The organism is Streptomyces sp. NPDC054796 (assembly GCF_053611545.1).
Map to the genome: position 1 here is coordinate 241223 of NZ_JBSHAO010000005.1, position 14869 is coordinate 256091.

General features: G+C 70.7%; 10 protein-coding genes. 5 read left to right on the forward strand and 5 right to left on the reverse strand.

The window, feature by feature from the left end; genetic code table 11:
* Positions 1–19: 19 nt before the first annotated feature.
* Complete coding sequence (locus ACWGJ2_RS06750) at positions 20–1558, reverse strand: MFS transporter (RefSeq protein WP_453344882.1); 1539 nt, start codon at positions 1556–1558, stop codon at positions 20–22.
* 309 nt (positions 1559–1867) lie between these two features.
* Between ACWGJ2_RS06750 and ACWGJ2_RS06755 the strand changes: the two genes are divergently transcribed.
* From ACWGJ2_RS06755 to ACWGJ2_RS06765, 3 genes are all read left to right on the forward strand, one after another.
* On the forward strand, positions 1868–2665 hold the full coding sequence (locus tag ACWGJ2_RS06755) for a FadR/GntR family transcriptional regulator (RefSeq protein ID WP_453344883.1): 798 nt from the start codon (positions 1868–1870) through the stop codon (positions 2663–2665).
* Positions 2666–2804: 139 nt separating this feature from the next.
* A complete protein-coding gene (locus tag ACWGJ2_RS06760) occupies positions 2805–5366 on the forward strand; it encodes a bifunctional FO biosynthesis protein CofGH (RefSeq protein WP_453344884.1) in 2562 nt (853 codons plus the stop codon).
* Positions 5367–5598: 232 nt separating this feature from the next.
* Positions 5599–6717, forward strand: coding sequence for an ADP-ribosylglycohydrolase family protein (locus ACWGJ2_RS06765; RefSeq protein ID WP_453344885.1), 1119 nt, complete (start codon positions 5599–5601; stop codon positions 6715–6717).
* A gap of 109 nt (positions 6718–6826) precedes the next feature.
* Here the strand turns inward: ACWGJ2_RS06765 and ACWGJ2_RS06770 are convergent, their stop codons facing one another.
* Positions 6827–7612, reverse strand: a complete 786-nt coding sequence (locus tag ACWGJ2_RS06770; RefSeq protein WP_453344886.1) for an SDR family oxidoreductase — start codon at positions 7610–7612, stop codon at positions 6827–6829.
* Positions 7613–7797: 185 nt separating this feature from the next.
* Between ACWGJ2_RS06770 and ACWGJ2_RS06775 the strand changes: the two genes are divergently transcribed.
* Positions 7798–8649 (forward strand): hypothetical protein, encoded by an 852-nt coding sequence (locus ACWGJ2_RS06775; protein WP_453344887.1) that lies wholly within the window; start codon positions 7798–7800, stop codon positions 8647–8649.
* Positions 8650–8958: 309 nt separating this feature from the next.
* On the opposite strand, the gene ACWGJ2_RS06780 is transcribed toward ACWGJ2_RS06775, so the two are convergent.
* The 3 genes from ACWGJ2_RS06780 to ACWGJ2_RS06790 form a co-directional block, all read right to left on the reverse strand.
* Positions 8959–9165 (reverse strand): DUF397 domain-containing protein, encoded by a 207-nt coding sequence (locus tag ACWGJ2_RS06780; RefSeq protein WP_453344888.1) that lies wholly within the window; start codon positions 9163–9165, stop codon positions 8959–8961.
* A 138-nt stretch (positions 9166–9303) separates the two neighbouring features.
* Positions 9304–10164 (reverse strand): helix-turn-helix domain-containing protein, encoded by an 861-nt coding sequence (locus ACWGJ2_RS06785; RefSeq protein ID WP_453344889.1) that lies wholly within the window; start codon positions 10162–10164, stop codon positions 9304–9306.
* A gap of 638 nt (positions 10165–10802) precedes the next feature.
* The gene (locus tag ACWGJ2_RS06790) at positions 10803–11591 is read right to left on the reverse strand and encodes a GOLPH3/VPS74 family protein (RefSeq protein WP_453344890.1); all 789 of its coding nucleotides are present in this window, start codon (positions 11589–11591) and stop codon (positions 10803–10805) included.
* 193 nt (positions 11592–11784) lie between these two features.
* On the opposite strand from ACWGJ2_RS06790, the gene ACWGJ2_RS06795 reads away from it, so the two are divergent.
* Positions 11785–14757 carry a D-alanyl-D-alanine carboxypeptidase gene (locus ACWGJ2_RS06795; RefSeq protein WP_453344891.1) on the forward strand — a complete coding sequence of 991 codons (2973 nt, stop codon included), beginning with the start codon at positions 11785–11787 and terminating at the stop codon, positions 14755–14757.
* The last annotated feature ends 112 nt before the right edge of the window (positions 14758–14869 follow it).

Here is a 14869-nt window from a genome sequence, read left to right on the forward strand (position 1 = left end):
GGGCGGGAGCGCGCGGGGGTCAGCGGCCGGTGGCGGGAGGCGCGAGGGGCTGCGGCGCGGAGGGGGCGCCCTCGGCCACCGCCGATCCCGCCGATCCCGCCGATCCCACCGATCCCGCCGATCCCGTCGAACCTGTCCGTCCCGTCGACCCCTCCGGCGTCCGGGGCCCCTTGCCCTTCCCCTCCCGGGCGCTGAGCCGGAGCATCAGCACGGCGGACAGCAGCATGAACGCGCCGACGAGGAAGAGCGGCAGGTAGTAGGTGCCGCTGAAGTCCTTGAGCCAGCCGGTGATGTAGCCCGCCGCGAACCCCGCGATGTTGCCCGCGGTGTTGATCAGCGCGATGCCCGCGGCAGCCGCGGCCCCGGTCAGGAACTGGGAGGGCAGCGACCAGAAGGTGGGCAGCGCGGCGAAGATCGCGCACGCGGTCACCGTGATCACGGCGATGGTGGCGGCCGGTGAGCCCATGTAGAGGGCGAGCGGAATGCTCAGCCCGCCGACCACCGCCGGGCCCGCGATGTGCCAGGACCGCAGCCCGTGCCGGGTGGCGTGCCGGGACCAGAAGAACAGCACGATGGCCGCGGGCAGATACGGGATCGCCGTGATCAGCCCGGTCTGGAGCACGTCGAAGCTGGTGTCGTACTGCTCCTCGAACCCCTTGATGATCGTGGGCAGGAAGAACGCGAGCGCGTACAGCCCGTAGATGAAGCCGAAGTAGATGACCGCCAGTGTCCAGACGCGCCCACTGGTGAACGCGGCCTTGAGCGCCGCCTTGCCGTGGCTGCCGCTGCCGCCGCTTCCGTTGCCGCTGCCGCTGCCGCTGCCGCCGTGGGCCTTACCGTCGGCGCCGTCCGTACCGTCCGTCTTGGCGGTGTTCTCGCGCGCCAGCTCGGCCGTCAGCCAGTCCTTCTCGGCCTGGGTCAGCCACTTCGCGTCGGCCGGGCGGTCGATCAAGTAGAACCAGGCGACGACGCCCAGGACGATCGCCGGGATCGAGACCCCGAGGAACATGAAGCGCCAGCCCTCAAGGCCTAGGAAGGCACCGTGCTGGTTGATGAGCCAGCCCGCGAGAGGGGCGCCGATGACCGTGGTCAGCGGCTGGGCGAGGTAGAAGAGGGCGAGGATCTTGGTGCGGTGCCGGGCGGGCACCCACTGGCTGAGGAAGAGGATCGCGCCGGGGAAGAACCCGGCCTCGGCCACCCCCAGCAGGAAGCGCAGCGAGTAGAGCTGCCCGCTGCTCTGCACCCACGTGAACAGCAGCGAGACGACGCCCCACGAGATCATGATGCGGGCCAGCCAGCGGCGGGCGCCGAACTTGTGCAGCGCCATGTTGCTGGGCACTTCGAGCACGATGTAGCCGATGAAGAAGACGCCCGACGCGAGGCCGAACTGGGCGGCGGTCAGGCCGAGGTCCTGGCCCATGCCGTTGGGCTCGGCGAAGGAGATGGCCGTCCGGTCCAGATAGTTCACGAAGAACATCAGGGCGACGAAGGGGACGAGCCGGACGGCGATCTTCTTGATCGCTGATCGCTCCACGGCTGGAGCGGCGGTGGCACTCATGGCGAACTCCTCTTCCGATCCGGACCGCGTCGTCCGGAGAAGAAACCCTGTCCACCTGGCGGCGGCTCCGCGAGAGAACTCGCTGGACAGGGGGCTGTACGGAGCACGCTAAGCCCGCACCAGCAAATTGGTCACCAATTTACCAAAGTGATGTATGTCGCTTTTGAATCCCCTTGACGGCCCACCCTGGACCCCTTTGCGACGTGCTCTGATGTACTGGAGCCAGGCCGCCGCCCGCCCTCCCTCCGGGAGCACGCGCCGGGAGCGGCGCCGACCGAGGGAGCCTCCGTACGTGAAAGGGAACGCCGCGTGAGCGCCCAGCCTGACCAGCCCGGCCAGCCCGCCCGGTCCGACGAGCCGAGCTTCGAGGCGCTGCTGCGCCCGGTCGTCCGGGAGTCGTCCGTCAGCGAGGTCGCGAAGCGGCTGCTCGACCACCTCTCCGAGGGGCACCTCAAGCCGGGCATGCGGCTGCCCGCCGAGCGCCAGCTCGCCGAGGCGCTGAACGTCGCCCGCTCCAGCGTCCGCGGCGCCCTCTCCGCGCTCGACGTGCTGGGCATCATCGAGATCCGCCCGGGCTCAGGCTCCTACGTGCGGGCCGGGACCTCCGAGTTCCTGCCCCGCGCCATCAACTGGGGCCTCATGCTGGGCCAGCGCCGCACTCATGACCTCGTCGAGGTGCGGACGTTCATGGAGAACGTGTCCGCGCGGCTCGCCGCCGAGCGCGCGTCGGAGGAGGACGCCGATCGGCTCCAGCGGCTCCTGGACCGGATGCGGGAGGCGGGCGACGACGTGCCCGCGTTCGTCGAGGCGGACATCGCCTTCCACTTGGAGACCGCGAACATCGCGGGAAACTCCGTGCTCAGCGACATCCTGCACAGCATCCGCGCGCTGCTCCAGGTGTGGATGGAGCGCGCGGGCGGCGTCGAGGGCACCGTGTCCGGCACCCTCAAGGAGCACGCGGAGATCCTGGCGGCGATCCGTGCCCACGACGGGGACGCGGCGGAGCGCGCCATGGCCGCGCACATGAACTGCGCGAGTGCGCGCCTGCGGTCCTCGCTGAGCGACGAGGAGAGCGGGGAACTGGACACCGCTGACACGACGCGCTGACCGTCGCGCCGCGCCCGGAGCGGCCCGCCCTGCCCCCAGGCGCCGCGAGCCCCCCTTACCGCCCCGAACCGCACAAAGCGCTTGCTCGTATGCTCGGGGGATGACTTCGAGCGCGCAGGCAGTCCCCACAGCCAACGCCATGCGACGTGCACTCCGCCGCGCCCGCGACGGTGTCGCACTGGACGCGACGGAGGCCGCCGTGCTCCTTCAGGCGCGCGGCGACGATCTCGCCGATCTGGCCGCCTCCGCTGCCCGGGTGCGGGACGCGGGTCTGGAGGCCGCGGGACGGCCGGGAGTGATCACGTATTCGAAGAGCGTCTTCATTCCGCTGACCCGGCTCTGCCGCGACAAGTGCCACTACTGCACCTTCGTGACCGTGCCGGGCAAGCTGAGGCGCGAAGGGCATGGCATGTTCATGTCGCCCGATGAGGTGCTGGACGTCGCGCGGCGCGGAGCCGAACTCGGCTGCAAGGAAGCGCTGATCACTCTCGGCGACAAGCCGGAGGACCGCTGGCCCGAGGCCCGGGAGTGGCTCGACGCCCACGGCTACGACGACACCATCGCCTACGTACGGGCCATCTCCATCCGCATCCTGGAGGAGACCGGTCTGCTGCCTCATCTCAATCCGGGCGTGTTGTCGTGGACCGACTTCCAGCGGCTCAAGCCCGTCGCGCCGAGCATGGGGATGATGCTGGAGACGACGGCCGAGCGGCTGTGGTCCGAGCCGGGAATGCCGCACTACGGCTCCCCGGACAAGGAACCGGCGGTCCGACTGCGGGTGCTGGAGGACGCGGGCCGTTCCTCCGTGCCGTTCACCAGCGGGCTGCTCATCGGGATCGGGGAGTCGTACGAGGAGCGCGTGGAGTCACTGTTCGCGCTGCGCCGCGTCGCCCGCGCGTACCACGGCATCCAGGAGCTGATCATCCAGAACTTCCGCGCCAAGCCGGACACAGCGATGCGCGGGATGCCGGACGCGGACCTCGACGAGCTCGTCGCGACGGTCGCCGTGGCCCGGCACATCATGGGCCCAGCCGGGAACCTCCAGGCGCCGCCGAACCTCGTCGACGGCGAGTACGCGCGTCTCATCGGCGCCGGGATCGACGACTGGGGCGGAGTCTCCCCGGTGACCATCGACCACGTGAACCCCGAGAAGCCGTGGCCGCGTCTGGACGAACTCGCCGCACAGTCGGCGGCGGTCGGCTTCGAGCTGCGGGAACGGCTGTGCGCCTACCCCGAGTTCGTCCAGCGCGGCGAACCCTGGATGGACCCCAGGCTGCTGCCCCACGTCACCGCGCTGGCCGACCCGGAGACGGGCCTCGCGCGCGAGGACGCCACTGTCGAGGGCCGCCCCTGGCAGGAGCCCGACGAGGGCTACATCGCCCCCGCCGGCCGCACCGACCTGCACCGCACCATCGACACCGAGGGCCGCACGGGCGACCGTCGCGACGACTTCGACGAGGTCTACGGAGACTGGGACGACCTGCGCGAGCGCGCCAAGCCCGGCATGGTGCCCGAGCGCATCGACACGGACGTACGGGCCGCGCTCTCGCAGGCCGCCGACGACCCCACCAAGCTGACCGACGACGAGGCCCTCGCGCTGCTCCACGCCGACGGGCCCGCGCTGGACGCGCTGTGCCGCACCGCCGACGACCTGCGCCGCGAGGCGGTCGGCGACGACGTCACGTACATCGTCACGCGGAACATCAACTTCACCAACGTCTGCTACACGGGCTGCCGTTTCTGCGCCTTCGCGCAGCGCCGTACCGACGCCGACGCCTACACCCTCTCCCTCGACCAGGTCGCCGACCGCGCCCAGCAGGCGTGGGACGTCGGCGCCACCGAGGTCTGCATGCAGGGCGGCATCCACCCGGACCTGCCCGGCACGGCCTACTTCGACATCGCGCGCGCCGTGAAGGAGCGCGTCCCTGGCATGCACGTGCACGCCTTCTCACCGATGGAGGTCGTCAACGGCGCCAGCCGCACAGGCCTGTCCATCCGCGAGTGGCTCACGGCCGCCAAGGAAGCGGGCCTGGACACCATCCCGGGCACGGCCGCTGAGATCCTGGACGACGAGGTCCGCTGGATCCTCACCAAGGGCAAGCTGCCGGCAGCGACGTGGGTGGAGGTCGTCGAGACCGCGCACGAACTGGGCATCCGCTCCTCCTCGACGATGATGTACGGGCACGTCGACCAGCCCCGCCACTGGCTGGGCCACCTGCGACTGCTCGCGGACATCCAGCGCAAGGCGGAGGCGAAGGGCGTGGAGGGCTTCACCGAGTTCGTCACGCTGCCCTTCATCCACACCAACGCCCCCGTCTACCTCGCGGGCATCGCCCGGTCCGGGCCCAGCACCCGCGACAACCGCGCGGTCACGGCCATGGCGCGCGTCCTGCTCCACCCGCACATCCCCAACATCCAGACGAGCTGGGTCAAGCTCGGTACCGAGGGAGCGGCCGAGATGCTGCGCTCCGGCGCGAACGACCTGGGCGGCACGCTGATGGAGGAGACCATCTCGCGCATGGCGGGCTCCAGTTACGGCTCGTACCGCTCCATCCAGGACCTGATCGCCATCGCCGACGAGGCGGGCCGTCCGGCGAGGGCCCGTACGACGACGTACGGGCCGGTCTCCGAGGAGCGCAGCGCGGCGGCCCACGCCTCGGACGGCCACCTCCCGGAGCTGCTGCCGGTACTCGGCGACTGACCCTCACGCTGACCCCCGCCCCGCCCCGTCTCTTCCCCGGTCATCCGGACACCACGGACAGCTCACACAGCGCCCACAACTGACAGAACCTTGTCGATTAGAGTGCTGACCCGGTCAGGCGGGGCGGAAGGCGTACGTCCGGCACGGCAGCGTCCGGAACGGCAGGGCGACGCGTTCCCCGCGCGGCCAGCGAGACGACGGCGACACGAGGGAGCAAGGGGAGGGGAGGACGGTGGCCGCTTCCGGCAGCGATGCCATATGGGGCCGCGCCGAACAGCAGGACTTCCGCAGCAGGGTGCGGGGCTGTCTGCTCGGTGGCGCGATCGGTGACGCACTCGGCGCGGGCATCGAGTTCGACTCGCTGGACACGATCCGGCGCACGCACGGCGCGAGCGGCGTCACGGACTACGTATCGGCCTATGGGCGACGCGGCGCGATCACCGACGACACGCAGATGACGCTGTTCACGATGGACGGCCTGATCCGCGCCCACGTCCGCCGCGACACGGGCGCCTGGCACCCGCCCACCGACGTGCACGCCGCCTACCGCCGCTGGGCGGCGACCCAGCGCGACTGGGGCCCCGACGAGCGCAAGAAGGAAGACGGCTGGCTCGCGCGCGAGGAGTGGCTGTACGCGCGCCGCGCGCCCGGCAACGCCTGCCTCAGCGGTCTCGCCGACGACCGCATGGGCACCGTCGAGACGCCCAAGAACCCCCAGTCCAAGGGCTGCGGCACCGTCATGCGCTCCGCGCCCTTCGGGCTGCTCGTGGGCTGGGAGCCCCAGCTCGTCTTCCAGCTCGCCGTCGAATGCGCGGCCCAGACCCACGGCCACCCCACCGGCTACCTCGCGGCCGGCGCCTTCGCCGCGATCGTCCACGCGCTGGCCCGCGGCGACTCCCTGGACCACGCGGTCCAGAAGGCACTGGCCCAGCTCGCCGCCCGCCCGGGCCACGAGGAGACCTCGGACGCGCTCAAGCGCGCCCTGGGCGCCGTGCGCCAGGGCATGCCGACAGCCGAGCGCGTCGCGGCCCTCGGCGAGGGCTGGACGGCCGAGGAAGCGCTGTCGATCGGCGTCTACTGCGCCCTGGTCGCCGAGGACGTCCGCCACGGGCTGCTGCTCGCCGTCAACCACGGCGGGGACAGCGACTCGACGGGGTCCGTCTGCGGGAACCTCCTCGGCGCGATCCACGGGGAGACGGCGCTGCCGCCCGGGTGGGTGGCGGAGCTGGAGGGGCGCGCGACGATCCTGGAACTCGCGGACGACTTCGCGATGGAGATGACGCAGGGCCCGGCGCTCCACGCCCCCGGCGCTGCCAGCCCGGCCTGGCTCCTCCGCTACCCGCGCGCGTAACGGCTCCGGCGCCTTTGGCGGACCGTGCCCTCCGAAGAAGGCAAGGAGAAGGCAAGGGGCCGGGGGAGGTTTCAGCGGAGGCACACCGCCAAGGGGCCGGCGCCACGCGTCAGCGCATCAGCTCGCCCGCGTTCACCAGGAGGCACTGGCCCGTGACCGAGCGGGCCCGCTCGGACGCGAGGAAGGTGACCGCGTCGGCGACGTCCCCGTCGGTCGCCAGCTCGGGCAGCGCCATCCGCGACGCCAGCCGCTCCCGCACCTCCTCCTCCGGCACCCCCTCCGCGTCGGCGGCCCACCGCACGTACGCCTGCACGGGCGGCCCCCACATCCAACCGGGCTGCACGGTGTTGACGCGGACGCGGTGCGGGCCCAGCTCGCGGGCCAGCGAGTACATGGCCGACACCAGCCCGCCCTTCGACGCCGCGTAAGCGGCCTGCCGCACCTGCGAGGGCGCGGCCACGGACGACTGCGTGCCGATGAGGACGACGGCGCCGCCCCCGCGCCGCTTGAGCGCGGGCAGGCAGGCCCGTGTCATGCGCAGGGTGCCGAGGAGGTTGACGTCGAGCACGTCGCGCCAGGCGTCGAAGTCGGCGTCCTCCAGGCCGCCCATGTAGCTGTCGAGTGCCGCGACGTGCACGACCGCGTCGATCCCGCCGAAGCGGGACTCGGCCAGCGCGGCGAGCGCCGCGCACTGGTCGTCGTCGGTGATGTCGGTGACGAGATGGGCCGTGCGCGCACCGGACGGGTCGATCTCGGCGGCCGATTTGGCGAGATTCGCCTCCGTACGGGCGCCCAGCACCACGTTCGCCCCGTCCCGCACGCACGCCGCGGCGACCTGGTGCCCCAGCCCCGCGCCGACGCCTGACACCACCACGGTCCTGCCTTCGAGCAGCACTGTCGGTCCCTCCCACCCGCTGAGCCGTAACTGACGGCTCGTCAGGGTAGGGACGCGCCCGCGAGAAGACCAGCCCCACGCGCACCCGGCGTGACTCCCAGTGCGCCGCACCTCTCGTCTTCTGATGCCACGTCAGCTATACGTGCGGGGGTGCGGGGGACTGTCGTCGTCACAGGGAGGCACTCATGCCGGAGGACACACGGAGCGGGACGTACGCCGAGCTGGCCGCCGTCGGCCCGTACGGGGTGCGGCCCGGACACGCCCTGATCACGATGGTCGAGCCGCACCCGGGGCACGAGCACGCCTACAACCGCTGGTACGAGGACGACCACTTCATCGCGGGCGCCATGGCCATGCCCTGGATCTACGCGGGCCGCCGCTGGGTCGCCACCCGCACGCTGCAACTCCTGCGCTACCCGGAGGACTCGGCCGTCGCGAAGCCCGTGACGGCGGGCTGCTACCTCTCGACGTACTGGATCACCGAGGGCCGCTACGACGAGCACATGAAGTGGACCGTCGGCATCAACAAGCGACTCAACCGCGACAACCGGGTGCACCAGGAGCGCACCCACGTCTTCACCAGCTTCCAGGACCACGAGGCAACGGTCTACCGCGACGGCGACAGCGGCCCCCGCGACTTCCACGCGCTCGACCACCCCTACCGTGGGCTGGTCATGCAGGTCATCGACGCCGAGAGCCCGGAGCGCTGCGGCGAACTCGCCGCCTGGCTGCGCGACACGCACCTGCCGGAGCGGCTGAAGGGCTCACCGACGGCCATGGTCACCCTCTTCCGGCCCACACCGCTGCCGGGCGACCGGATGTCGTACGTGAAGCAGGTCGAGGGCGTGGGCACCCGGCTCACGCTGCTGTGGTTCCTGGAGCAGGACCCGCGCGAGTGCTGGGAGGCATGGTTCACGGGCCTGGACGAGTCGGTGGCCGGTTCGGGCCTGGGACGCGTGGAGTTGGTGGCTCCTTTCCTCCCGACGGTGCCGGGAACCGACACCTACGTGGACGAACTCCGTCAGGAACTCCGGTGAGGGTGAGGGGAGGGACACGCGGGGAGGACCCTCACGGAAGCTCCTCACAGTGACAACTGCGGAGGAGGGGAGGCAGTTCCCGAAACGGGAGGACATCCGAAGGGCGGGAGTGTCGGCGCGACGGGGTGGCGTGGGGTGGTGCGGAGCGGCGCGGGGCGGTGCGGGGGCGGTGCGGAGTGATGCAAGGCCGAGCCCCCTCGGCCGGGACGGCGGACCAGTCGAGAGGGCTCTTGGGTGTTGCTGGTGTCACTTACCTTGTCGCACTCGTGGCGTTCTGCCGCGCCGAATACGTGGCAGAAGCCGAGTTGGTCAGCGAGGGTCGAGAACCCTGGCGCTCACCGCGTCGACGAACCCGGTCCAGCTCTCCGGGCGGAAGCTGAGCGAGGGGCCGCCCGGCGCCTTCGAGTCACGGACGGCGATCGCGGACACGATCGGCGACCTCACCTCGACGCACGCGCCGTTGGCAGAGTAGGTCGATTTGGTCCAGTTGTCGGTGTTTCCCTGTCGAATAGCCATGTCTGCTCCATTTGTTGGTGCCTTGTGATCGACCGTACGCCCCGATATCGGGGCGCGAAGAGGTCCTTCACTCGACTGGATGGCATATTCCAGTCCGGTCTTCACACCGCAGACAGGCGAGGGGTACCCTCTCCGCCCTCAGGGTTTGACGAAATCCTTGGCCGCTTTTTCGATGAACCGGCGGGTCTCCTCCGGGTTCAGGGCCTCGGCGCGCAGATGCTCGTACATCACGCTGTAGCTCTGCACATCGTGCGACTTCTCCAGATAGAGGTCGCTCGTCACACCCTCCAGATAGACCACGGACGAGTCCGAGGTGTCGGGGAACTCCAGGATCGTGTACTGCCCGTTGACCCCGGGGTGCGCACCCATCGAGAACGGCATCACCTGGATCGTGACGTGGGGCTTGGTCGCCATCTCGTTGAGGTGCTCCAACTGCTCGATCATCGTCTGACGGCCGCCGACCTCCCGCCGCAGCGCCGCCTCGTCCAGCACCGCCCACAGGCGCAGTGGCTGCCGGGGGTCGGTGATGCGCTCCTGGCGCCGCATCCTGACCTGCACCCGTTTCTCGATGTCGGCGTTGGACGCCTCCGGGAGCGCGCCCACGCAGACCGCTTCCGCGTACGCCCTGGTCTGCAAGAGGCCCGGCACGACCTGCGGCTCGTAGACACGCAGCGAGGCCGCGTCGGTCTCCAGGCCGATGTAGACGCTGTACGGGATGTCGCCGAAGGCGTGCCACCAGCCCTGCTGGCGGGACTCCTTGGCCATTTGCATGAGCGAGTCGACTATCCGCCGGTCATCGACCTCGTAGACCCCGCAGAGGTCACGGACGTCGCGCTGGCTGATGCTGCGGCGCCCGTTCTCCAGGCGGCTGATCTTGGACTGGGACACGAGCAGACGGTCCGCGACCTCCTCGGCCGTCATGCCCTTCCGCTCGCGTAGCTGACGCAGTTCCTGCCCCAGCCTTCGGCGTCGGACGGTGGGGTTCACGTTGGACGCCACTGGATCTGCACCTCCGCGTAAGTACGACTACTTCCAGCAGGTTGCCACCAACATGTGCGGCTGCGCTGGCAAATGGCAACAGAGGGTGCCTGTTTGAGTACGCGTTTGCGTCGGGATACGGCCAGCCGCGCGCACAACCGGCGCGCGGGCGTCACGGAGTGAGCACCGCCCCGCACGTGGGCGTACGGGGCCGACGGCGGTACGCGTACGGACTCCGCCCTCAGCCGCGGCAGGGTCGTGCGCGGGCGGACGTGGGGTGCGCGCATGCCCGTGCAGGCCCTTCGGCGCGCCCCCGAGCGCCCTGTCGCCGCGCCACAGGGTGCCCTTGCTCCGGGGGTCCGGGGGCCCTCCGTGGAGGGCTTACGGGGCCGCGCACGCCCGCGCGGGGTGGCGAACCCGGCCGTCGTCCTAGGCGGTCGGATCGCCACCCCGCGCGTTTTCGCGGCTCCCGGTGGTGGTTCAGCCGTGGGTACGGCGTGCTGCCTCGTGCTGTGTGCGGTGCTGCCTGTCTGTGGTGCTGTCGTGCCTTGGTGCTGTGGTGCGCGCCAGGGTCGTACGCCCTCAGTGGTGCCCTGGTGCCGTGCCCGCGCCATGCCCTGGTGGTGACCGGACGTACGCGCGGTGGTGCTCGTCCTGCCTCAGCGGGCGCCGGCGCGGGCCATGCCGCCCGCCGGTTGCCGTGCCTGCTCGGGGAACTGCCGCGACTGCGTGGGCCCGGGGGATGAGGTCGCCCGCGCCGTCGCCGGTGGGCGGCCGACCGGGCCGCCCCCGCTGTTGTTCCCCGCCGGGCGCCGCGGCTGGGCCGCGACACCGTTCTGCACGTCCATGACGGCGTGCGCGACCAGACCACCCATGGGGTCGTGCCTGATCAGGTCCCGGAGGCGGGAGCGGCACGACCGCCCCTCGTTCCCGGGGTAGAGGTGCTTGCCGAGTCCGACCGCGTGGGCCAGCGCGGCGAGCGCCGCGGTCCGCGGGTCCGGCGGCACGCCGGTGCGGATCGCCGAGTCCAGCCGGGTCCTGATCTCCCGGCTGATCGCTGTCTCCGTCGCCTGGTAGCGCGTCGTCGGCAGCACCCCGCACATCTGGCCGGATACGGCGTGCACCATGCCGCACCGCTCCAGGTGTGTGAGATAGGTTTGGCGCAACCCCAGCCGGGGTCCGCCGATCCAGTGAACGGCGCGCACCGGGCTGCCACGCCTTCGCAGCAACTCAAGCGCGGAGTCCAGAGTCGGATCTCCGGTCGGCCGTGGCAGCACCACGGCGATACGATCCCCATCAGGGGCTATCCGTCCTGCCAGAGCCAGCTCCACTAGCTGTGCCCCGGCCAGGCCGAGGTCGAGCGACTGTGGCTGCGCCGTGGTGCCCGTGGCCGGGTCCAAGGCGAGCAACAGAAGCTCCTCCGGAATTGTTCTGCGGCTCCTGCCCATCCATGCCTCCCCGCGTGGATGAATGACAGGGTGACCCCTCTCACAATGGTCTGTCGAGAGTGCGTGGACGTTATGGGCGGGAACCAGTAGGTATGTCGTTCTCGTCTGCCCGGTTGGGAAGGCCGGTAGCAGACCTGTGGAGCCGCCGCCGCGTGACGTGGCGGGCACGGTGCACAGGACACTGTTAACTGGTATGGCGAGCGGCGAGCATCAGCATCAGGAGGCATCGGTGGCGGGCGAGTCCCCCGACAAGTCGAAGCGCGAGAGGTCGTCGGGGGAGACGACGGCGGACGGCGGAGTGGTTCCGTCCGACAACGGGAGGGCCGCGAAGGCCGAACCCGAGGTGGAGTCCCCGGCCGTCGAGACCGAAGGTGACACTGCGTCTTCGGACGGTGACGCTGAGGTCGAGGCGCAGGGCGACCGTAAGGGCAACGGCGAGGGCGGCGGTGACGAGCGGCTGAAGGTGGCCGTCGCCGCATGGGTTGCGAACGCGAACGACGACCCGGAGAGCGCGGACTCCGGCGAAGCTGACGAACCCGGTGAAGCCGACGAAGCCGACAGGTCCGAGAAGAAGGGGAGCGGCGGCGACGAACCCGTCGCCTCCGGTTCCAAGGACGGTAAAGCGCCGGAGGGCGAGGGGGATTCCGGCCAAGCTGCGCCGAGCGATCTGCCGATACGTCCGAAGCCGGGCGACGGCGACCCGGAGGAGCCCGAGAAGGGCGGCGAGCGCGCCGCGAGTGCCGAGGGAGGCAAGAGCGCCGGGACGGCCAAGGGCGGCAAGTCCGGCGGCAAGCAGGGCGGTAAGCAGGGTGGCAAGCCCGGCAAGGGTGCTGCCAAGGGTGCGAAGGGTGCCGGGGCGGCCAAGAGCGCTGCTGGTGCTGGTGCCGTCGCTGGTGGTGGCGACGCCGGCAAAGGTGCTGAGGGAGCCGAGGGCACCCGGGGCGCCGAGGCGGAGGTGGACCAGCCGACCGCCATGTTCGGCGTCCTGCGGCCCGACTCCGACCGCACCGCCGACGCCGACGAAGAGGCCGCGGCACGTCGCGCCGAGCGCATGACCTCGGCCTTCTTCGGCAGCACGAAGCGTGGCGACGAGGACGACGAGCCGACGGCCGCGAAGAACGGCGACAAGGACTCCGCGGACGACGCGGGCGGTAAGGACGCCAAGGGCGGTAAGGGCGAGGGCGGTAAGGACGCCAAGGGGGGCAAGGGCGAGGGGACTTCCGCGAAGAGCTCCGGGTCCGCCACGGGTTCCGGCTCGGAGAAGGCCGCCCCGTCCGGCAAGAGCACGCCCTCGTGGGCGGCCGTCGACCAGCCCACGACGACCTTCCGCGCGGTCGGCCCCGACAAGGGCGGGGACGAGGGCAAGGACGAGAACAAGGGCGCCTCCGACGCGCCCTCCGACAAGAGTGAAGGCGCCAAGGACGAGAGCGCCGGAGCCGTCGACCAGCCCACGGCCGTCTTCCGCGCCCTCGGTGCGGATAAGCAGGACACCAAGGGCACCAAGGAAGCCAAGGGTGCGAAGGACGCGGCGAGCGACCAGGGTGCCAAGGACGCCGACGGCACCAAGGACACCAAGGGTGGCAAGGAGCCCGTCGAGGAGTCGGAGTCGGAGCGGACGAGCCAGTTCGTACCGCTGAAGTCCGCCGACGACGCGCCGCGTGCGCCCAAGAAGCCCACGCCCGCCGTGCCCCCGAAGCCCTCGGGCAAGCCGCGTACGGGCGCTCAGGACCCGCGGCTTCCGCTGCCGCAGGCCGAACCGTCCGCGGGCGGCCAGGGCGCGGCAGCGGCGTCCGCTTCCGCGGCGGCGCCGTCGGAGGCCGGGGCGCAGCCGCAGGCGGAGCAGCGCCCGTTGACCGAGGCGGAGCTGACGCGTTTGCAGCCGCGGCCCGACCAGGCGCCGTTGGACCTGCTGGCGCAGCTCACCAACACGCCTCCGCCCCCGGAGACCCCGCTGCGCACGGCCGCGCGCCGGGTGAAGATCTGGACTCCGCTGGTGCTGCTGCTGTTGGTCCTGTTCGTGATCGCACAGGCCGTGCGCCCGCTGCCGGAGTCCACGCTCACGCTCACCGCGTCGGACACGTTCACCTTCGAGGGCTCGAAGCCATCGGTGCCGTGGCCCTCTGAGGGGCAGGCGGTGCTCGACGTCCAGGGGCTGGGCTCGCTCGGCTCCTACGGGGAGCAGAAGCCCGTGCCGATCGCGAGTGTGGCCAAGGTGATGACGGCCTACGTCATCCTGCGCGACCACCCCGTCAAGAAGGGCTCGGACGGCGTGAACATCCCCGTCGACAAGAAGGCGGAGGACGAGGCGGGCCTGAGCGCGCAGAACGAGTCGACGGTGGAGGTGAAGGAGGGCGACAAGATCTCGCAGCGCGAGGCCATGGAGGCCATCATGATCGCGTCCGCGAACAACGTCGCACGACTCCTCGCCCGCTGGGACGCGGGTTCGGAGGAGGCGTTTGTGAAGAAGATGAACGCCGCCGCCAAGGACCTCGGGATGACGAACACGAAGTACACCGACCCGAGCGGTCTCAAGCACTCCACCGTGAGCACCGCCGCTGACCAGGTGAAGCTGGCCAAGAAGGCGATGGCCATCGACCTGTTCAACAAGACCGTCCGGCTGCCGGCGTACACCGACACCAAGGGCGAGAAGCACCTGAACTGGAACCGGCTCGTTCCGCTCGACGGCGTCGTCGGCATCAAGACCGGCACCACCACCAGGGCGGGCGGCAACCTGCTCTTCGCGGCCGAGAAGGAAATCGGCGGCACGAAGCAGTTGATCATCGGGGCCGTGCTGGGGCAGTACAAGCCGTCGATCCTCGACACGGTGCTCGGCGAGAGCAAGAAGCTGATCGACTCCGCACAGGACGCGCTCCAGTCCCGCAAGGTCGTGCAGAAGGGCGACGTCGTCGGCTACGTGGACGACCAGCTCGGCGGCAAGACACCGGTCGTCGCGACCAAGGACGTCTCCGCCGTCGGCTGGTCCGGGCTGAAGGTCAAGCTCGCGCTGAGCGACAAGGGCAAGAGCGTTCCCCACGAGGGCGCCGCCGGCGACGTGGTCGGCAACCTCACGGTGGGCGACGGTCCTGGCCAGGTGCGCGTACCGGTCGCGCTCCAGGACGACATGAGCGAGCCGAGCTTCGGCTCGAAGCTCACCCGCATCCTCTGACGGATGGCAGGTAACAGCTTTCAGATGACAGCTAACAGATAACAGATAACCAATTTCGGATAACGCCTCACGGCGCAGCCACGACTGCGGGCCGGGACACACTGTCCCGGCC